The following is a 17,766-nucleotide window of genomic DNA, read 5'->3' as shown; positions in this document are numbered from 1 at the left end:
TATGGATTTCGACGGCTACAGGAAGCTGAAGGTCCATCGAATCTCAAGATTCTTGCCCCGGTAAATGTCGGGCACTTCAAAAGGGAACGGCCCGAAGGGGCCCGCGCGCTGCACCGCGTCCCGACACAACGCGCTGTAAAGTTTGTCATTGTCCGTGCCCACCACATTGACCGATACCAACTCGCCTTCCGCGTTGATGGCGCAATCGATGACGGCTTTCACCGGCGATGTGCCCGAATAGCGGGTATAGAGCATCTGGTTCCACTGTTGCTCGACCCGTTCCCGCACATGCTTCAAATACGGCGCGATCTCGCTCTGGATCGCGTCAAAATTCGTCTGGCCCTGTTTGCTGACGCCGCCACGCTCGCGGGTCTTGCCCTTTTCCGGGCGCTGGGCCGGCATCGGCTGTGCCTGCGCGATCTTGATGGGGCCCTCCGGCGCTTTCGGAGCGGGCGGCGTCTCCTCGGCTTCGGGAAGTTCCTCTTTCGCGGGCGTTTCGACCTCGCGTACCGGCTCCTTCGTCCTGGTCTCTTCCTTCTTCTCTGTCTCCTCCTTCGACTCCTGGGCGGGCGATGTCGTATCCGGCTCCGGCGGCGCGGGCGGCGCAACCGGCTGGGGCAGCGCGTCGAATTCGTCTTCCTCCAGCGCGGGCGCGGGTCGCTCGGCTTCCCGCAGGGCCAGATCCATCGCTTCGGCGTTTTCCACGGCGATATGTTCCGTGACCTGGGGCGGCGCTTCCGCCGGCGTCGCCACATCGACAAACTGCTGTGGCGGGGGAGACGGCTGCGCCTCGGGTTGCAGATCCAGGACGATTGGTTCTGGCGCGGCGGCGGGGATATACTCTCGGGGAGTGTAGGTTTGACGCAGCAGTCCAACCCCCGCTGCATGGATCAGCAAGGAGAAGACCGCCGCTATCTTGATGCGTGTGGAGTAGTTCATGGACCAGTCTGCCGGGTGTGCGCGCAGTATAGCAAAACACCCGACGGGCGTACACGCCCCCGCACAGCGGCGTGTCCCGGTTCCGTCAAAAATTTGCGTGCGGGCCTTGTCAGTCCGGTATCCATGGGCTATAATGGCAATCTTTGGCGGGGGTTTCGCAGTGGGATGAAGGAGAAGCGGATCGTATGCGACACGGCGCGAGCCTGATGGCTTCGTTGGAGGGGATGAGCCGACCGGCCTATCGCATTGCGACGGAACTGGCGGGGAACAGCCGCTCTGGACTTACCGTGCGGTTCCTTGCAAAAAAGCTCGAACTGCCGCCGGAAGAGGTCGAGTATCTACTCGATGTCCATGATCGCCTGTTTTTCACCGATCTGACCAAGGTGAAGATTGTGGCGGAGGGGCACAACGCCATTCGTCGTATCAGTGAAGGTTTGGAGTGCCGTGGCGATATCCCTTCGCTCATCGAGCGCATCAAAAGCTTTTCGCCCCACGAATTTCGACGTCTGGAAGAGCAGATCGGCCTTGAAGAGCCCTGTACCAAGCGCATGGCCGCCGAGGAAATCATCCAGCGATACTACGAAACCCCGGAGGCCGTGCTCACCTATGTGGCCACACGGGACTTTTCCGAATCCGCCCGCGAGATCTTCGATATCGTATGGCAATCCAAAGACGGCGTCATGCCGGTCTCCCAGTTGCAGGCCAGTCACGGCGGCACCGAGTACGAGATGGAGCAGGCCCTCGTCGAATTGTTTCAGGGTTTCGCCCTCTTTGAAATGTTTCGATTCGACGCGGAAGAACGCCTCGTCCGCGTCGTGGGGCTCCTGAATGAAGTGCGCGCCCACCGCAAAGTAGCAAGCGACAATGGCCAGAACCGGGCGCGCTTGAAGGCCCTCAAGGGCAAACCCGACCTCGTCGAAGCCCGGGAACTCCAATTCTCCGACGTTATTTGCAGGCTCGTGGCGGCCATCGCGGCCCGACCGGTTCGGCTGCGGGGCGATGGTGAGTTGTTTCGCGAAGATCGCCGGCGTCTCGCCGCGATCTGCTCGGAAGACGGCGAGCCTTCCCTCAATACCTGCCTCTGGGTTGCCGAGGGCGCCGCATGGCTTGGTCGGGCCGACAATGTGCTCCGCCCCGGAAACTTTGAGAACCTCATCAACCTCGATCGCGTCGGCCGCCACCAGTTGCTCTGCACCTGGGTGCTCGATCAGGGCGACGACGTGACGGCCCGGGTCTTGATGCGCGACTATCTCGACGAGATGAAGCCCGGTGCCTGGTATCCGCTCCGCGATTTTGTTCGTGCGGTCATGCAGTGGAACGAAGAAGAAGAGCAGCTCGTCCTTCGACAGAAAAACGGTCAGTGGCGGTATGTCAATCCCAACGTGACCGACCAGGCCCAGGGACGCCTTACCCGGGCGCTCGAAGAGACCTTCTTCTGGCTCGGGATGGTGGAAAAAGGCCTGCGCGACGGAGAAGAGTACTTTCGCGTGTCCGAGATCGGCGAGGCAATCCTCCGGCGCGAGATTCCGCCCGCGCTGGTCGCCCGCTATCCCAGGCGCAAAGGCGAATTTGTTGTTCAGCCCAATTTCGATATCGTGGTGCCCTCCGAAGAAATGGACCCGCTGCTCACCGTACCCCTCGACCAATTCTCCGAGCGCGCCAGCACCGGACAGGCCACCGTCTACAATGTCAGCCGGGAATCCTTCACCCAGGCCGTTCAGGATGGGCACGACGCGGCGGCATTTGTGGATTTCCTTCTCGCCCACAATCGCGGAGGAAGCCTCCCGGCCAATGTCATGACCACCCTCGAGGACTGGCGAGGCGCAATGAAGAAGGTGCGCCTGCGCACCGTCGAGATAATCGAGTCCGATGATCCGCTGGTCATGGCCGACCTCATGCACCGTCGAAAATTTCAGAAGTACATCACCCCCATCGATGCGCGCCAGGTCGTGCGATTCGCGGAGCTCTCCCGAGATGAAATGGCCCGCGCCCTCGAAAAAGAGGGCTTCATCGTCGAGTAGGCTCCGAGCCCCGCATCGCCTTGTTTTGTCGCCGGTCTCTTTGACACAATCAGCCCTTGTCTCCGGCGTGCAGCCACCCGAGTAAGAGGATTCTGGTCCTTGTCCGACCCTTCCCAGTTCATAGTATGGCCCCTGGCCGACGGGCGCATCATGGCCATCGCCATCGGCGTTGGTCTGGCCATCCTGGCGCTCGCCGTGCTCATCGAAGTGCGCCGCCGCCGGCATGAGCGCAAGTTGATGCGCGAAGCGGAATTGCGTCAGATTCGCGATCTCTTTGACGAGCGTGAAGTGCGCGGCGATGACCGGAGTCTCCTTCTGGCCATCATCAACCAGTATGAGCCGGAACATCCCGCGCGCGTTGTCTCGCGACGGCTCGTCTTTGACCAATGCATGGCGCGCTATTTTCAGGCCCTGCGCGCCACCGAGGGCGCCGAGACCATCGCCCAGCGGGGTGCCCAGTTGAGGGACGTGCGGAGCCGCCTCGGCCTCGACTACGTGCCGATCGGGCGGCGAATCCACTCGACCCGGGAACTCTACGACGGCCAGATCCTGTGGGGGTCGCCCGCCTCCGGTCTGGAGCCCCGCTGGTTCCACTTCAAGACGGTCAAGGTCGACGAAGCCTTTTTCTATCTCGCGGCTATCGGAAAAGACGGAACGCCCGAGTTCGGGCCGGGAGAGGCCATCAAGTTTCGGATGTGGCGCGAAGACGATGCGCGCTATCTCTTTGAAACAAGCGTGTATCAGGTGGAGCAAGAGCCACGGGTCTGGCGCGTCAATCATGCCGACACCCTGACCAGAAACCAGGCCCGCGCGCACTACCGGATCCGATTCGACGCGACCGTGCGGGTCGGCATTCTCAATGGCACTCCCGACGAGCAACCGGTCAGCCTCGAAGCCAACGAGGCCGTGACCCAGATCTATGGTCGTATTACCAGTCTCAGCGGCGGCGGCATGGCCGTGCATTTCCAACAGCCCGTACCCAAACAAGTCCTGATGCGGGTACCCTTTGAGCTCCCCGATTCCGCTCGTCCCATTGTGGCCTTCGTACGGCCGACCGGTGCTCAGAATGTGGGCGGCGGACGCTCCATCGTGCGCGGTCGATTCGTCGCCATGGATGATGAGACGCGCGACGCCATCACCCGCTATATTTTTCTCAAACAGAAACAGAGCGCCAGCGAAGATTCCTATTCGCTGTAGCGCGGTGTGCAGGGTTCTTATTCATGACGTTAATCACCAATGCGGAGCGCGCCCTGGTCCGGAACTGGCGCGCCATTTTTCTCTATATCCTGTTGTGTGTGGCCGTGGTGGCCCTGTACCGCTTCGCCAGCAACGAATTCGATCGCCTCCTCACCGGCGGGGCCCTTCTCACCCCGGATCAGCTCGCCGAAATCAAGCCCAAGCCCGCCTGGTACATCGCGTCCCATCTGGTCGCGGACATCGCGCTGGCCTGCCTGATATCGCTCTTGCAGGCCTGCGCCTACGCCCGACTCGGCGCCGACATCGACCGGCCCCTCTGGAAGTGCCTCAGCGACCGAGAGGCCATCGCCCGTTATGCCGTGATCTGGATCATGCTCAATCTGTTCTACTTCACCCTGATGCAGCTTCAAAGCAGCATGTTCGATCAGGGACAGGTCGCCATGGCCACCTTGCTCAGCTTCTTCGCCCTCGCCTGGAATCTGATTTACGTTCCCATAGGCGTATGCCTCATGCATCACGGCGGGCTCAAAGAATTGCGCCTTGCCGAGGCGCTCATGCCCATGCTCCATTTTCTGCCCCGCACGCTCCTCGTCGCGGGACTGGGTTTTCTACAGCTTATTTTGTTCGAATTGATCCTGAGCAGCGTGCCCGAAGCCATGCGGGGCCTGCCCTGGATAATAGCGCCGGTCAACATCCCCATCATTTATCTCGAATGCCTCGGCGTCGCCATCATGTGGAGCACCTGCGCCGAGTACCGCGCCGTCGCCGCCGCCCATCAGGATGATGACGATTTCGACTTCTGAACCGCCCTCCTGATCGGAAACACCCCTCGTTGGACAAAAAAAGAGCGCCGGGCCCGAAGGCCCGGCGCAATGGGTGACTACGGCGTGGGGGCTTATTCGCCGATCGGATCGCTGGACGCGTCGGCATCGGCGCCGTCGGCGTAACGAATCACGCCACTGGAGTCGGTAAAGAAGCCCTTGCCGCCCGTGGTGCCGTACACGGCCGCATTCGCGTTCGCCGTGAAATTGTTCGCGTCGCCGCCAAGGACAAAGTTGTAGCCGCTCTTCGTCGCGCCCCAGTTCCCGTCCAGGAAGGCCGGGGTGGCGCCCGTCAGGTCGGCAAAGTCCGCGGTGTATTCATAGTTCGCCGCATGATAGGCCACTTCCGAGCCCACGATGGTGCGCAGGTTGCCGATCGCGCTGGATTCATTCGACTGCATCCGTGAACGGAGCAGGTTCGGAATCGCGATGGCCGCGATGATGGCAATAATGGCGACAACGATCATCAATTCAATCAATGTGAAACCCTGGTTCAGTTTTTTCATGGCGTACTCTCCTCTGTTGTGGGGGTGTATTCGACGTTAGCCGTACTATGGTGGTCCGCTCGGGCCATCATCAATTTACTTTCAACTGACGCTTTAACAAAGGCAATTGGCGTGCCAGCGGACGAACTCAGGCTTTCGATTGAGTTAAGTTGTTGTTGTAAATGGGGTTGCGGATGTTTTGGTTTCGGAGCCGGGCGGAGCTCTTTCTGCGGCGAAGACTCAGGAGCGGCATCTCGTTACAATTTGCGTCCCTGGAGTAACGAAATTTTGACTGTACTCACCCAAAACAACGCGCCCCCTCGTCTCCTGGTCCATTCGCAGCGTGCCCTCAGGCGTCCGCACATGTTAATATGTTACAAAATTTTTAAAAGTGTGTTTTAGTCCCCGCGTCGTCGCCTTATCCCGATGGCGCGCCCCGCCGATTCGGAGTAGCTCATGACGGAATTGGGTTTCATCAAGAAGTTCCTTGAAGATAACATGGCCTATGCGCGCGACAAGTTTGCCGCACGGGACGCCATCACCGTTACCTCAAAAAAAGATGCCAATGACCTGCTCACCGAAGTGGATCTGACCCTGCAGAAGCGCGCCATCGACCAGATTCGGCGCATCTTCCCTGGCGATGAGATCGTGGCGGAAGAGGGAGAGTATGCCCGGGGCCCGGAAGATCCCGAGGCCCGTTGCTGGGTTATGGATCCGATCGACGGCACCAACAACTTCGTTCGGGGACTCTTTCCCGTCTACGCCATCTCCATTGCCTTCGCCATCCACGGGCGCGCCGTGGCGGCGGGCATTGCGCTGCCCGGACTGAATACGATCTTTACGGCGGAGCAGGGGGCCGGCGCCTACCACGGCAAGCGGCGCCTCGTCGTCTCCGAAGTCCAGACGCTCGCCGACGCCAAAGTGGATCTGGATTTTGGCGGTATGGAAGATCGCGACGCCTGGCTCGAACGGGGCCAGGAAATTATCCGCCACTCGGGCCAGTTGCGCGGCTACGGGTCCGCCGTCTCCGCCATCAGCCAGATTGCCTCGGCCGATCTCGATGCCTTTCTTCACATGACGCTCAACCCGTGGGACTACGCCGCCGCCCAACTCATTGTGGAAGAAGCGGGCGGCATGGCCTCCCGGCTCGATGGCAAGCCCCTGCACCTTTTTGATGGTAAGCTGGGCGTTCTCATCACCAATGGAGCAATCCACAAGGAAATGCTGCGCCTCATCCGAAAGTAGGGGGCGTGGATGAGTTGAATCGCCTGGACGTTGCGGGGTACTCATCTCGCCACGATTAGCCAGCAGCGTGGGCGCCGGCCTCGGTGAAAACGACCGACACGGGGCGATCATGCGCTTCCACGGGAAAGTCCACGCCAAACAACGCCTCCGGCGCCAGGGCAACCGCCTTGCCCGCAAAGGTTTCCAGGAAGCGGTCGTAATAGCCGCCGCCGAAGCCGATCCGGTGCCCATCCCGCCGAAAGCAGACGCCGGGCACCACGCATAGTCCGTCAGCGGGTTCCACCCACGAGAGCGCAGCCGATCGCGGTTCCAGGATGCCGAGCGGGGTCATTTCCAGGTCCGCCAGACGCTCCAATTGCGACCAGCGCATCACGCCGCCGGGCCGCGTGACCGGCACCAGAACGGACTTTCCCATCGCGATGGCTTCGCCGATGAGCGGACGTGTATCCAGTTCACCGCCTTTGCTCCCCACATACGTCAATATTGCGTCGGCCTGCGAAAGGAGTGGGGAGGTCAACAGCCGCGCGATGGACTTGGAAGCAATTGCGTCCCGATCGGACTCGGGGATCGCGGCGCGGCGGCGCAAGGCCCAGACGCGGGCTTCGGCTTTGTTCTGAAAGGTTGGTGGATGCATCGTCCCATTGTCTTTTGCGCCGCGCGGGGATTGCAAGACCGAATGGCCGCAGGGCCAGGGTCCGGCACGGTACGGGTGCAAAAACTTCCCCAGGCGCGGCAAGATGTGCCGTTCGCCCGCGTTCCTTCTCTCGATTTTCCTTTGTTTTCGCCTTCTTTCTCCTTGGCACAAGTCTTGCCTTGTACAGGCATCGGTTTGAGTCCCATTGAATCGATTCCAAGAGTGGTTGGCCTGGCGCCTTACGGTCTGTTACCCATTGGCAGCCGGATCCGTCGCGGGATATGTGCCCAGGCCAACTCGAACGCATCACCCCCCACGGGGTGTTTCGATAGCACGAACAGGAGAGCGAGGCAATGATTTCCGGCCTGTATACAGCGGCAAGCGGCATGATCGCCGTCGAGCAGCGGCAGGATATCGTGGCCAACAATCTGGCCAACGCGGCGACCCCCGGGTACAAACGATTGCAGCCCGTGCAGCTCGGCTTCTACGAAGTACTCTCGCCAAAAATGATTAGCCCCTTTCACTTCAACCGCGAAGCCGCACCGGCCGGCGGCGTGAAAGGCGTGGAGACCTTCACCAATCTTGCCCCGGGCTCCCTGCGGATCACGGAGGATCCGCTCAGCCTGGCGGTCACCGGGCCCGGCTATGTGGTGGTCAACACCCCCCAGGGCGAGCGCTATACACGGGACGGACACTTCACCATGGACGCCCAGGGCGAACTCGCCACCGCCGAGGGCTACAAGGTCCTCGGCGCAACCGGCGCCCCCATCGCCGTGTCCGGCGCCAAGATCACCATTGACCAGGACGGTACCGTCCGGGTGGACGGGGCGGACTCTGGACAGATTCAAATCGTTGAATTCCAGGACCCCACCCGACTGGAGCGGGAGGGCGACAATCTGTATCGGGCCAGCGACGAAGTTCTCCAGCAGAGCGGCGCGGCCACGGAAACGGCTCTGGTTCAAGGGGCCCTTGAGATGTCCAACGTCCAGCTTCCCGTTGAAATGACGAGCATGATGCTGGGTCTCCGCGCCTATGAGGCCAATCAGAAAGTTATTCAAGCCATAGACGGCGCGACCAGCCGTCTGATCGATCAGGTGGCCGCGCAGTAATCGCGCGCCCCCGGGGCCTTTGAGGAGAAGACCATGATACGTTCACTGTTCACCGCATCCACCGGCATGATTGCCCAGCAGATGAACATCGACACCATCGCCCACAACCTGGCGAACGTGAACACCACCGGTTTCAAGAAGAGCCGCGTGAACTTCCAGGACCTTCTCTACGAGACCATCAAGCCCGCCGGAACCCAGACCGCCAACGGCACCACCATCCCCGAGGGCATCCAGATTGGCCATGGCGTGCGGCCTTCGTCCATCGCCAAGCTCCACACCCAGGGCGGCTCCATTCAGACCGGCAATCCCTTTGACCTTGCCATCGAGGGTGAAGGATTTTTCCAGATTACCCTGCCCGACGGCACAACGGGCTACACCCGTGACGGCGCCTTCAAGGTAAACGCCGAAGGTCAGGTGCTCACCGCGGACGGTTATCTGCTTGCGGACAACATCGTTATTCCCGACGACGCCGAAGTGGTAAACATCGGCCCCGATGGCACCGTTTCCGTCATCCAACCCGGCAACGTAACCACCCAGGTGGGCAACATCGAACTCGTTCGCTTCCCGAATCCCGCGGGCCTCGATGCCCGATTGGGCCGCAACCTGCTCATGGAAAACGATGCTTCCGGCCCGCCCACACCGGCCACGCCCGGTCTTGAAGGTCTGGGCACACTCACTCAGGGCTTCCTCGAAAACTCCAATGTGCAGGTGGTGGAAGAAATCCTTCAGATGATCATTGCGCAGCGGGCCTATGAAGCCAATTCCAAGGTAATCCAGACCGCCGACGAAATGCTTCAGACCGCCAACAACGTACGGCGTTAACCGTAACCACGGGTGAGCCACCATGAACCAGCGAAGCAACTTGAGAAGAGCCCTCGGCGCGGCGTTGTGCCTGCTCTTCGCCGTGATCGCGCCCGCGGATGAAGCGAGCACCGTAAAGATAAAGGACGAAGTTCTCGTGAAAGGCCCCAAGGTCTACCTGAGCGATCTAGTGGAGGTGAAGGAGCCGGAACTCATGGAGCGTCTGGCGACCATCGAGGTTTCGGGCGCCGCGGTGCCCGGCGCGTCCAAGCAGTTGACCGCCAGCCTTGTTGAAGCGCGCCTGGAGCATGCGGGCGTCGATTTGGGCGAACTGGACCCTGATCGTCCTTCACAAATTCGCGCTACGACCCTGTCGATCGAACTGACGCCGGAGGCCATGGCGGCCTCCCTGCGGGAGTACATTGAACTGGAAATGCCGTGGGACCCGGAGGTCACCGAGATCGACGTGCCTCTGCCCCGTCAGAACCTCATGACGCCGGAAGGGGAAATGACCATCGAGTGGCGCGCCAGTCCCCAGTACAAATTCGTGGGTCCGGCCAACTTTCGCGGAAACGTTCTGATCGATGGGGCGCTCTACAGGACCGTTGTCCTGCGCGCATCGATCGATACCTACCAGGAAATCGTCGTGGCCGCGGCCGACATTCCCCGGGGGCGTCCCGTATCGGCAAGCCAGCTTGTCATGCAGACCGTCTCTCTCGCCACGGCGCCGGATGGGGCAGTGACGGACATGTCGGAGGTGGAAGGCCTCGTTGCGCGCAAGACCATTTTTCCCGGGCAGCCGGTGACCACCCGCGTGGTGGAGTTGCGCCGCCTGATCAAGCGCAATCAGATGGTGCCGGTGGAACTGAGCACCTCGGTCATCAAGATTCAGCATCAGGCGAAAGCCATGATGGACGGGAAAGAAGGCGATGTCATCGTGTGCGCCAATCCCGTAACCAAGGAAGAATTCCAGGGCGTGGTGCGCGCGGATGGGGTAGTGGAGGTACGATGAAGCACACAAACAAATTCTTGACGGCCGTGGTGCTCGCGGCGTTGGCCTCCGGCGCGCCGGCGGATTCCCTTTTCTCCCAGCAAACCGCCAAGGACGCCACCACGGTGTCCGAGAAGCTGGATCGCTTTGAAGTGGGCGACATCGTCACCGTGATCGTCCGCGAAACCCTGAATGCCACGACCAGCGCCGGCACCAACACGAAGAAAGAAAGCGACGTCAAGGCGGATGCCGCCGCCGCCGCGAACCCCTTCCTCGTGGCCGAGCAGCCCGACGGCAACAACATTCTCAATCCGGGCGAACTTCCCAACTGGGACATTCAGTCGGAAAATGAAACCAAGAACACGGGCGATACCCGACGCCGCAACACACTGACAACCTCCATCACGTGTACGGTCGTGGAAGTATTTCCCAATGGCAACCTGAAGATATCGGGTGATAAGCAAGTTACGGTGAATCGCGACGACTCCATCGTCACGGTCAGCGGCATTATCCGATCCAAGGATATCACGGCGCAGAATACGATCCAGTCGACCCAGGTCGCCGATGCCAGCGTGCTCGTCAAAGGCAAAGGGCCCCTGTGGAACAACCAGCGCCGTGGGTTGGTAACACGGGTGCTCGACTGGTTCTCGCCGTTCTAATGCCGGTTAGATTGGGTATGCGGAAGGATTGTCCCCGTCGAAGTCCCCAGGGGAAGACCTGTCGCGGATGTGGGAGCATGCAGAGAATGAAACTGAGAATCTATACAGCCCTCCTGACACTCGTCATTGGCGCCAACACCCACGCCGCCATGGCCATTCGCGACCTTTGCGACGTTCAGGGCGCGCGTGACAACACGCTCAGCGGCGTCGGCATCGTTGTGGGCCTGCGCGGTACGGGCGACAGCGCGGAAGCGGCTACGCTCGCCCAGAAGAACGTCCTCGACCGACTCGGTCTCGATATTCAGGATCTGGACACGCTGAGTTCGAAGAACGTGGCCATCTGCACGGTTACCGCCACCCTGCCGCCCTTTTCCAAGGAGGGCACCACCATCGACGTAACCGTACAGTCGATCTATGACGCCAAGACGATCGAAGGCGGCCAGCTACTCGAAACCTATCTGCGCGGACCTTCCGGCGACACGGTGTACGCCGTGGCCAGCGGCCCGGTTTCGGTGGGCGGGTTTGACTCGGACGTTTCCTCGGGCACCTCGGTACGCAAGAACCACGGCACCGTCGGGCGCATTCCGGGCGGGGGCCTGGTGGAAACGGAAGTGCCCGCATCCATCACGGACGGCGAGCGCCTTACGCTCCTGGTGAAGAACCCCAGCTTTGAAGCGGCGGACGGGATCCGCGAACAGATTAATCTACTCTACGGCGAGGGCACGGCCGATGCCCTGTCCGGCGGCGCGGTGCGGGTCAAGATTCCCCTGGAGAAGCAGGGCGACCTCATCGCCTTCATTGCCGAGCTCAACAAACTGAAGGTGGACGTTGAGCAGCCCGCCGTGGTTATCATCAATGAGCGGACCGGCACCATCGTCGTTGGCGGCGATGTCATGATCAAGCCCTGTCAGGTCGCCCACGGCAGCTTGACAGTAAAGATTGCCACGACCGCGACACCCGTGCCCGCACTGCCCTTTACGGATGCGGAGCCGATTGTGGTGGAGAATGCGGACGTGGAAGTCGAGGAACCGGAAGTTTACCTCGCACCAGTTCAAGGCACTTCGGCCGCCGAAGTGGCCCAGGCCCTCAACGCGTTGCGTCTCACGCCGAGGGACATGATCGCCATCTTCGATGCCATCCACAAGGCGGGCGCTCTCGAAGCCGCGCTGGAAATCCGCTGATGTTGTACGTCAATCCCCAGAGTCAGTCGGGTTTCAAGGCCATGGAGCTGACGCCCGGTGCCAAAGGCCGCGAGGCGGAAGCCCTCAAGCAGTACGAACAACTCTTCCTCTTTCAGATGCTCAAGGAGATGCGTAAGACCGTCCCCGACTATGGTTTCTTTGACAGCGGTGCGCAGAAGGCCTACTTCGAAGAAATGATGGATGACTTCGTGGCGGGGGAAATGGCCGCGTCCGGGCAACTTGGCGTTGCCGAGCAGATGGCGAAGCAGTTGCACGCGTCGGCGGGCGATTTGACGAAGCCCGACAGAGCCCTGGACGCCTGGGGCATTTCCCTGGTTCGGGAACGCAAGGGCATTGCCGTGCCCGACGAGGCGACGGGCCTGCCGGTGCCCCAGGTCGGAGGCGGGGTGAAGCTTAATCCGACGCACCCCGCGGGGATTTCCCTCGCGCGCGCCCACGAAAGTTATCGAAGCAATCAATAAAGTGCGCCGGCCCCTCTGGGGGGCGGCGGCAGTGACCAGTGAAGCTTTCGGCGATGCTGCCGATAAAACAGATATCCAGGCCGGAGCGTCTGGAAGGATTTTGGAGGTTGCCATGAACCTGTTAAGCGGTATTGGCGCGGCCAGCGCGTTGATCAAGAATGCGTCGGACCTGGTTCAGGCCGTCAAGCAGCCCAGAGTGACCGACGAGGCCTTTTCGGAGATTCTGAAGGCCCAGATCGAGGCTTCATCCAGTCCGGAAGCCCGAAAGGCCCGTGCGGAAGAAGAAACGGCGCGCTTCATGCACCAGCGCGATGTAGACGGGGACGGCAGCCTCCGACTCTCGGAGAGCGGCATGGAGCGGAGCGTCTTTGAACGTCTCGACGCCAATCGCGACGGGATGCTCACCAGCGAAGAATACAAGAAGGCCCTGCTCGGGCAGACGGGAGCGGCGTCGTGATGAATACCCGGGACATGTCGATAGAAGATCTTCTTGATCATCTCTGCGAACATTTCGACGACGAACTGGAGCGCCAGCAGAACGTGCTGGCGGTCTGCCGCGCCATGGGCCAGGGTGCCCGGGCGCAGGATCACGAGTATCTGGAGGCCAAGACCGCCGCGCTCCACGTGTTGCTTCGCCAGGCCATCGCCGCCGAGCAGGTGCGGCTGGCCCTCGTTCGTGCGGTCGTCGACCACTACGCCCTGCCCGCCGACGCCCAGACGTTGAGTGGCCTCATCGCGGCGGTTCCGGAGCCCTGGCGCCAGCGGATGCAGGAATTTCAGGTGCTGATGCGCGCCACCCTGGAAACCACGCGCCGCCTGGTTCGCGAGAACAACCGGGTGTTGCGCCGCTCGCTCTATGTGGTGAACCAGACCCTGGCCGCCATGGCCCTGTGCGAACCCGGTGCGGGCGGTGCCTACGACGGTACGGGCGGTGAAATTGTTCGCGTGCACTCCGTGCCCGCGATGGTAGACCAGAGAGGATAAAGCCCCGATCATGGGTGCAGTTCGAACGACACAGCGGTTGCTCATTGACCGCGTACTGAGCAATCTCAACCTTCAGCAACGCAGAATTCTTGCCCTGCAGGAGCAGCTCGCCACGGGCCAGATTGTCAACCGGCCGAGTGATGACACGCTGGCCACGCGACGCGCCATCAGTGCGCGGACGGAGGTGACGAAGAATGAGCAGTATATCACCAACATCAGCAATCTCGGGCCGGGGCTCCGCGAGACAGAGACGTCGTTGACAACGATGGTCGATATTGTACAACGGGCGCGGGAACTCACGTTGCAGGGCGCCAATGGCACGAACGATCAACTCCAACTCGACCAGCTTGCGATAGAAATCAACCAACTTCTGGAGGGTAGTCTGGTCGAGGCCAATCAAGAGAACAATGGCCGCTACATTTTTGGCGGCACCGTCACGCAGACCGAACCCTTTACCGCCGCGCGCGATCTCAACCAGCGCGTTACGTCGGTGACCTACATCGGCAACGATGAGACCTTCAAGGTGGAGATTCAGGACGGTATCCAAGTAGATGCCAACGAACCCGGTAGCCGAGTTTTTACCGCCGCAGGGGTCAGTGGCGCCGACATCTTCCAGACGCTGCTGGACATTCGGGACAATCTCGAAGCGGGAAACACAGGGGCGCTTCAGACACGACTCGGTGAATTGAGCAGCGCGCAAGACCAACTGCTCATCTCTGTGGCCCGCGTCGGTTCCATCCAGAACCGCATCGAGCAGGTAGACAGTAATCTCCAGGACATCAACCTGCAGTTGCTCGACGTGGTCTCCGATAATATCGACGCCGACTACGCCCAGACCATCGTGGAGCTGAATGCCCAGTCCAATGCGTTGGAGGCCTCCCTCAACGCCGGCGCCCGAGTTATTCAGCCGAGCCTCCTCAATTTTCTTTCATAGCGCTCTCAAGGCGACGATTCATAAAACATGCCCGGACGAACACCGTCCGGGCATCTTTACTATTCTCGCGACGATTCTCAGGCCGCGGCTTCGATGTGCAGTCGGATCACCACGTTCTCGCGGATCGCGTCATCCACCTTGCCGGGATATTTGATGCCAAAATCCATGCGGTTGATATCGAACTCCGCATGGGCCGTCACCTTGCCGTCCGCCAGGCTCAGCATCGCGGGAAAGGTGATGGATTTGGTCACGCCGTGGAGCGTGAAATCACCCGTGACGTTGTACTTGTCCCCGTTGGCCGCGATCGCCGTCGAGACGAACTTCGCTTCGGGGAACTTGTCCACCTCGAAGAAATCCGCGCTCAGCAGGTGTTTCGTGAGGCCGTCGCTGTCGGAAAAGGTGGACTTCATGTCGATGGTCGCGGTGATCGAGGCTTTGGTGAGGTCTTCACCGGGCACGGTGACCGAACCTGTGAACGTCGTGAAGCCGCCCTTGTGAGAGCCCGTCACTTTGGACCCTTCAAACTCGATCTTAGTGGCCGGAGTAAAGTTGTACGCCGTGCCTTCGGCGGGAGCGGCGGGCGCCGCCGCGGATGTGGTGCTTTCCGCCACTTGGGCGTCGGGTGTGTTTTCCGAAGGGTCGGCACAGCCGGTCAGGGTCAGAGGCACAAGTGCTAAGGCCGCGAGCGCCAGACAGGAAACATGCTTCATGGGGTCATTCTCCTTGATGGGTTGACGTGTGCCGCGCAGGCCGATGCCCCGGCGGCAGCTTTCAGGCAAAACAATGGGCAACCCGCCCCTATTCCGGAAGAGAATAGACTCACTTTGGGCTGCACTCCACTGTATTCAGATGGAGGGTGCGTTCAAGTCACGGTGCCGGGGTGCCGGGCGCATAGGTGCCCGCACTTAATTCCCCGTAGAGTTCCGGGCGGCGATCGCGCAGATGGTTGTCGTCTTTTGCCTCAGAAAGATCGATGGTGGTAATGCTGTAGCCGGGCTCTTCGCTGTCCACCTGCAGTACGGTCTCGCCTTTCGGGTTGATCAGGAGGCTTTGTTGCGGATGGGTGAAGGCGATGAAGCACTGGTTCTCCCAGGCCCGCACCTGCATGACTTTCAGGTTCATTTCGCCGTGCATGCCATAGGTCGGATTCAATATCAGTCGCGCCCCCTGGATCCGCAGGGTACGCACCGTCTCAGGCCAGCGGCGGTCCGCACAGATCATCATGCCGAGTTTGCCCCACTCGCTGTCCCACACGGGCAGCCCCATGCCGAGGTCGTACTGCACGTCGTGGGTCTGGATGTGGGTCTTGTGATAAACGCCCACCAGCGCGCCATCCCGGTTCCAGAGCCCCGAGGTGTTGAAGAGCTTGCCGTCTTCGAGCGAACTGAAGCCGAAGCAAATCCACATCTGGTACTGTTTCGCCAGTTCCGCCACCTTGTCGAGATAGGGACTGCCCTGAAGGGGCTGGGCCACGCTCATCAACTTCTCACGCGTTGAAATCTTGTCCGGCGCGGCATAGCCGTCCAGCCAGCACTCGGGCGTAATGAATATATCGGGACGCTCCGCGCCCGCCGCAGTGGCCTGAGTTACAAACGTAGCCAGATTGGCGTCGATATCCCACTTCACTGGAACACCGCGCATCTGCGCGACTGCGACCTTGTCTTTGAAGTCGGCAGAATTGGATTCCGCGCCTGCGGCGGCCAACGCAACAATGGGGACGAGGAAGAGGACGGCAGTTACGACTCGCATCAGGGATTCCTCCAACGTCGGTTTGGCCTTGATCGTGATCCGATATTCTTTTCGCGCCGTGATTGGAGACGCATGACAAAGTACAGGGACGGCAGAAACGCCAGGGGCAACAGTATATCACGGTGATTATACCGCTGGCTGCTTTCCCTGTCGTCACTGACGTCCCCGTAGGTATCGTTCGGTTCTCATTACTTCTGCGCAAAGGTCTCCACGCCCGAGATGCCGCTGCCATTAAACAGGGCGAAGACTTTGCCTTCTTTATCCACTACAACCTCCGCCTCGGAGTGCTCCGGCGTGGAGTAGGCCCAGCCGCAGATGAAGTCGCCGTTGTTGTTGTACTTCTTGATACTGTAGTAATGCCCGCCCGCCGCCTGAATCGAACCGTCATACCCGCCCTTGTTGCGCACCGACAGGTAAGCGTTGCCCCACTGGTCGCCCGCGACGCTGTGGAAGTAAACCGCGCCGTCCGGCGGATCACCGTGGGCAAACTCCGTTACAAAATCGCCGTAGCCATTAAACTTCTGGGTGGGACCATAGTAGCCCGTAACGAACACGTCGCCGCTGCGATCCACAAAGAGACCGTGAGGCGCGTTGAATTCTCCGGGAAGGATCCCCTCTTTGCCCCAGTCGCGCAGCGACTTGCCGAACTGGTCATAGACGTTGACCCGCATATTGTCCACGTCCACCACGAAGAGATTGCGCGCCCGATCAAAGCCCATGCCGTGGGCGCGAAGGAGCATCCCGGGAAGGCGGCCCTTTTCGCCGAAGATCTGGAGAAACTTCCCCTCGTGGGTGAAGACCTGGATTCGCGGCCGATCGCCCTTGCTGTCGGTTACGAAGATGCGTCCTTCCACATCGCTCTGCACTTCACGCGGTTCGCTGACCTGGCCGGGCTCGCGCCCCGAGCCCTGGTTCACAAAGCCCAGGTGCTGGCCTTCGCGGGAATAGCGATGGACCTGGTTGGCCTTCTGATCGGCGATAAGCACGTTGCCGTCCTTGTCCATGCCGATACCGTGGGGCTGGACCAGGTGGCTGCCCGCTTCGCCATGCTTCTCCGACCAGATGTGAATCGACTTATACTCGATGGGGGCCGCGCCAATGATCACTGTCGAGAACAGATAGTCGTTGGCCGAGTTGGGGGAATGGGCCACAACGTTAATCTCGCGGGGCGAAGGCATCGTCGCCGGCGCGGTGTAAAGTCCTTCCGCATCGATGGTGCCCACCGTGGCATCGCCACCCGGAATGTCATTTACTGACCACGTCACGCCCTCGGCCGGTTCCGCCGCCATAAGCCGCGTGGTCTTCATGACCACCTTGAACTTTTGTTGCGCGCCAGGCTCCAGATGAATCAGCGTGGGGTGGATGGTCGCCCGGCGATATCGCGGATCGGAACTGTTCAGCGCGCTGTCGCTTACGCTGTCCGTGTAGGGGCCGTCGGCGCGGACCAGGGGCGCCATCAAGGTCATGACAAGCACGGGGGCCGCAAGGAATAATCTACAAATGCGCATACTGCTCATAATGCTCTCTCCTATTA

The 17,766-nt window shown here is 60.8% G+C and carries 19 protein-coding genes; 13 read left to right on the top strand and 6 right to left on the bottom strand.

From position 1 onward, the window contains the following. Positions 1 to 15 precede the first annotated feature (15 nt). A complete protein-coding gene (locus JNK74_13435; GenBank protein ID MBL7647184.1) occupies positions 16 to 939 on the bottom strand; it encodes a TonB C-terminal domain-containing protein in 924 nt (307 codons plus the stop codon). Positions 940 to 1,124: 185 nt separating this feature from the next. On the opposite strand from JNK74_13435, the gene JNK74_13430 reads away from it, so the two are divergent. The 3 genes from JNK74_13430 (at position 1,125) to JNK74_13420 (ending at position 4,960) form a co-directional block, all read left to right on the top strand. After that, on the top strand, positions 1,125 to 2,960 hold the full coding sequence (locus tag JNK74_13430; protein ID MBL7647183.1) for a helicase-associated domain-containing protein: 1,836 nt from the start codon (positions 1,125 to 1,127) through the stop codon (positions 2,958 to 2,960). Between the two features lie 99 nt (positions 2,961 to 3,059). Next, positions 3,060 to 4,157: a hypothetical protein gene (locus JNK74_13425; GenBank protein MBL7647182.1), complete on the top strand. Its 1,098-nt coding sequence runs from the start codon at positions 3,060 to 3,062 to the stop codon at positions 4,155 to 4,157. Positions 4,158 to 4,180: 23 nt separating this feature from the next. Continuing rightward, entirely contained in the window at positions 4,181 to 4,960 is a 780-nt protein-coding gene (locus JNK74_13420) for a hypothetical protein (GenBank protein ID MBL7647181.1), read from the top strand. 92 nt (positions 4,961 to 5,052) lie between these two features. Here JNK74_13420 and JNK74_13415 read toward each other — a convergent pair whose 3' ends face one another. Beyond that, on the bottom strand, positions 5,053 to 5,484 hold the full coding sequence (locus tag JNK74_13415; protein ID MBL7647180.1) for a prepilin-type N-terminal cleavage/methylation domain-containing protein: 432 nt from the start codon (positions 5,482 to 5,484) through the stop codon (positions 5,053 to 5,055). 435 nt (positions 5,485 to 5,919) lie between these two features. On the opposite strand from JNK74_13415, the gene JNK74_13410 reads away from it, so the two are divergent. Further along, positions 5,920 to 6,708 carry an inositol monophosphatase gene (locus tag JNK74_13410; GenBank protein MBL7647179.1) on the top strand — a complete coding sequence of 263 codons (789 nt, stop codon included), beginning with the start codon at positions 5,920 to 5,922 and terminating at the stop codon, positions 6,706 to 6,708. Between the two features lie 55 nt (positions 6,709 to 6,763). On the opposite strand, the gene JNK74_13405 is transcribed toward JNK74_13410, so the two are convergent. Then, the gene (locus JNK74_13405; GenBank protein ID MBL7647178.1) at positions 6,764 to 7,342 is read right to left on the bottom strand and encodes a 5-formyltetrahydrofolate cyclo-ligase; all 579 of its coding nucleotides are present in this window, start codon (positions 7,340 to 7,342) and stop codon (positions 6,764 to 6,766) included. Positions 7,343 to 7,695: 353 nt separating this feature from the next. Between JNK74_13405 and flgF the strand changes: the two genes are divergently transcribed. The 9 genes from flgF to flgL all read left to right on the top strand — a co-directional run bounded on the left by flgF (position 7,696) and on the right by flgL (position 14,483). After that, positions 7,696 to 8,451 carry a flagellar basal-body rod protein FlgF gene (gene flgF, locus JNK74_13400; protein MBL7647177.1) on the top strand — a complete coding sequence of 252 codons (756 nt, stop codon included), beginning with the start codon at positions 7,696 to 7,698 and terminating at the stop codon, positions 8,449 to 8,451. Positions 8,452 to 8,484: 33 nt separating this feature from the next. Then, a complete protein-coding gene (flgG, locus tag JNK74_13395; GenBank protein MBL7647176.1) occupies positions 8,485 to 9,273 on the top strand; it encodes a flagellar basal-body rod protein FlgG in 789 nt (262 codons plus the stop codon). A gap of 22 nt (positions 9,274 to 9,295) precedes the next feature. Further along, on the top strand, positions 9,296 to 10,264 hold the full coding sequence (gene flgA, locus JNK74_13390) for a flagellar basal body P-ring formation protein FlgA (protein MBL7647175.1): 969 nt from the start codon (positions 9,296 to 9,298) through the stop codon (positions 10,262 to 10,264). Continuing rightward, the gene (locus JNK74_13385; protein MBL7647174.1) at positions 10,261 to 10,902 is read left to right on the top strand and encodes a flagellar basal body L-ring protein FlgH; all 642 of its coding nucleotides are present in this window, start codon (positions 10,261 to 10,263) and stop codon (positions 10,900 to 10,902) included. The genes flgA and JNK74_13385 overlap by 4 nt, the downstream gene beginning before the upstream one ends. Positions 10,903 to 10,988: 86 nt before the next feature. After that, a complete protein-coding gene (locus JNK74_13380) occupies positions 10,989 to 12,083 on the top strand; it encodes a flagellar basal body P-ring protein FlgI (GenBank protein ID MBL7647173.1) in 1,095 nt (364 codons plus the stop codon). Then, positions 12,083 to 12,565, top strand: coding sequence for a rod-binding protein (locus tag JNK74_13375; GenBank protein MBL7647172.1), 483 nt, complete (start codon positions 12,083 to 12,085; stop codon positions 12,563 to 12,565). The genes JNK74_13380 and JNK74_13375 overlap by 1 nt, the downstream gene beginning before the upstream one ends. A gap of 112 nt (positions 12,566 to 12,677) precedes the next feature. Further along, entirely contained in the window at positions 12,678 to 13,022 is a 345-nt protein-coding gene (locus tag JNK74_13370; protein MBL7647171.1) for a hypothetical protein, read from the top strand. Next, on the top strand, positions 13,019 to 13,549 hold the full coding sequence (gene flgN, locus JNK74_13365; protein MBL7647170.1) for a flagellar export chaperone FlgN: 531 nt from the start codon (positions 13,019 to 13,021) through the stop codon (positions 13,547 to 13,549). The genes JNK74_13370 and flgN overlap by 4 nt, the downstream gene beginning before the upstream one ends. Before the next feature lie 10 nt (positions 13,550 to 13,559). Then, the gene (flgL, locus tag JNK74_13360; GenBank protein ID MBL7647169.1) at positions 13,560 to 14,483 is read left to right on the top strand and encodes a flagellar hook-associated protein FlgL; all 924 of its coding nucleotides are present in this window, start codon (positions 13,560 to 13,562) and stop codon (positions 14,481 to 14,483) included. A gap of 77 nt (positions 14,484 to 14,560) precedes the next feature. Here the strand turns inward: flgL and JNK74_13355 are convergent, their stop codons facing one another. The 3 genes from JNK74_13355 to JNK74_13345 form a co-directional block, all read right to left on the bottom strand. Beyond that, positions 14,561 to 15,193 carry a YceI family protein gene (locus tag JNK74_13355; GenBank protein ID MBL7647168.1) on the bottom strand — a complete coding sequence of 211 codons (633 nt, stop codon included), beginning with the start codon at positions 15,191 to 15,193 and terminating at the stop codon, positions 14,561 to 14,563. 157 nt (positions 15,194 to 15,350) lie between these two features. Further along, positions 15,351 to 16,232, bottom strand: coding sequence for a carbon-nitrogen hydrolase family protein (locus JNK74_13350; GenBank protein ID MBL7647167.1), 882 nt, complete (start codon positions 16,230 to 16,232; stop codon positions 15,351 to 15,353). 188 nt (positions 16,233 to 16,420) lie between these two features. Then, positions 16,421 to 17,749 (bottom strand): NHL repeat-containing protein, encoded by a 1,329-nt coding sequence (locus JNK74_13345; GenBank protein ID MBL7647166.1) that lies wholly within the window; start codon positions 17,747 to 17,749, stop codon positions 16,421 to 16,423. Between the last annotated feature and the right edge of the window lie 17 nt (positions 17,750 to 17,766).

Source organism: Candidatus Hydrogenedentota bacterium (genome assembly GCA_016791475.1).
Classification (GTDB): domain Bacteria; phylum Hydrogenedentota; class Hydrogenedentia; order Hydrogenedentales; family JAEUWI01; genus JAEUWI01.
This window is presented reverse-complemented; position numbering and strand designations above follow the sequence as displayed.

Coding starts and splice junctions, on each gene's coding strand:
- JNK74_13435 (MBL7647184.1), bottom strand. CDS start 939: ATGAACTACTCCACACGCATCAAGATAGCGGCGGTCTTCTCCTTGCTG.
- JNK74_13430 (MBL7647183.1), top strand. CDS start 1,125: ATGCGACACGGCGCGAGCCTGATGGCTTCGTTGGAGGGGATGAGCCGA.
- JNK74_13420 (MBL7647181.1), top strand. CDS start 4,181: ATGACGTTAATCACCAATGCGGAGCGCGCCCTGGTCCGGAACTGGCGC.
- JNK74_13415 (MBL7647180.1), bottom strand. CDS start 5,484: ATGAAAAAACTGAACCAGGGTTTCACATTGATTGAATTGATGATCGTT.
- JNK74_13410 (MBL7647179.1), top strand. CDS start 5,920: ATGACGGAATTGGGTTTCATCAAGAAGTTCCTTGAAGATAACATGGCC.
- JNK74_13405 (MBL7647178.1), bottom strand. CDS start 7,342: ATGCATCCACCAACCTTTCAGAACAAAGCCGAAGCCCGCGTCTGGGCC.
- flgF (MBL7647177.1), top strand. CDS start 7,696: ATGATTTCCGGCCTGTATACAGCGGCAAGCGGCATGATCGCCGTCGAG.
- flgG (MBL7647176.1), top strand. CDS start 8,485: ATGATACGTTCACTGTTCACCGCATCCACCGGCATGATTGCCCAGCAG.
- flgA (MBL7647175.1), top strand. CDS start 9,296: ATGAACCAGCGAAGCAACTTGAGAAGAGCCCTCGGCGCGGCGTTGTGC.
- JNK74_13385 (MBL7647174.1), top strand. CDS start 10,261: ATGAAGCACACAAACAAATTCTTGACGGCCGTGGTGCTCGCGGCGTTG.
- JNK74_13380 (MBL7647173.1), top strand. CDS start 10,989: ATGAAACTGAGAATCTATACAGCCCTCCTGACACTCGTCATTGGCGCC.
- JNK74_13375 (MBL7647172.1), top strand. CDS start 12,083: ATGTTGTACGTCAATCCCCAGAGTCAGTCGGGTTTCAAGGCCATGGAG.
- JNK74_13370 (MBL7647171.1), top strand. CDS start 12,678: ATGAACCTGTTAAGCGGTATTGGCGCGGCCAGCGCGTTGATCAAGAAT.
- flgL (MBL7647169.1), top strand. CDS start 13,560: ATGGGTGCAGTTCGAACGACACAGCGGTTGCTCATTGACCGCGTACTG.
- JNK74_13355 (MBL7647168.1), bottom strand. CDS start 15,193: ATGAAGCATGTTTCCTGTCTGGCGCTCGCGGCCTTAGCACTTGTGCCT.
- JNK74_13350 (MBL7647167.1), bottom strand. CDS start 16,232: ATGCGAGTCGTAACTGCCGTCCTCTTCCTCGTCCCCATTGTTGCGTTG.
- JNK74_13345 (MBL7647166.1), bottom strand. CDS start 17,749: ATGAGCAGTATGCGCATTTGTAGATTATTCCTTGCGGCCCCCGTGCTT.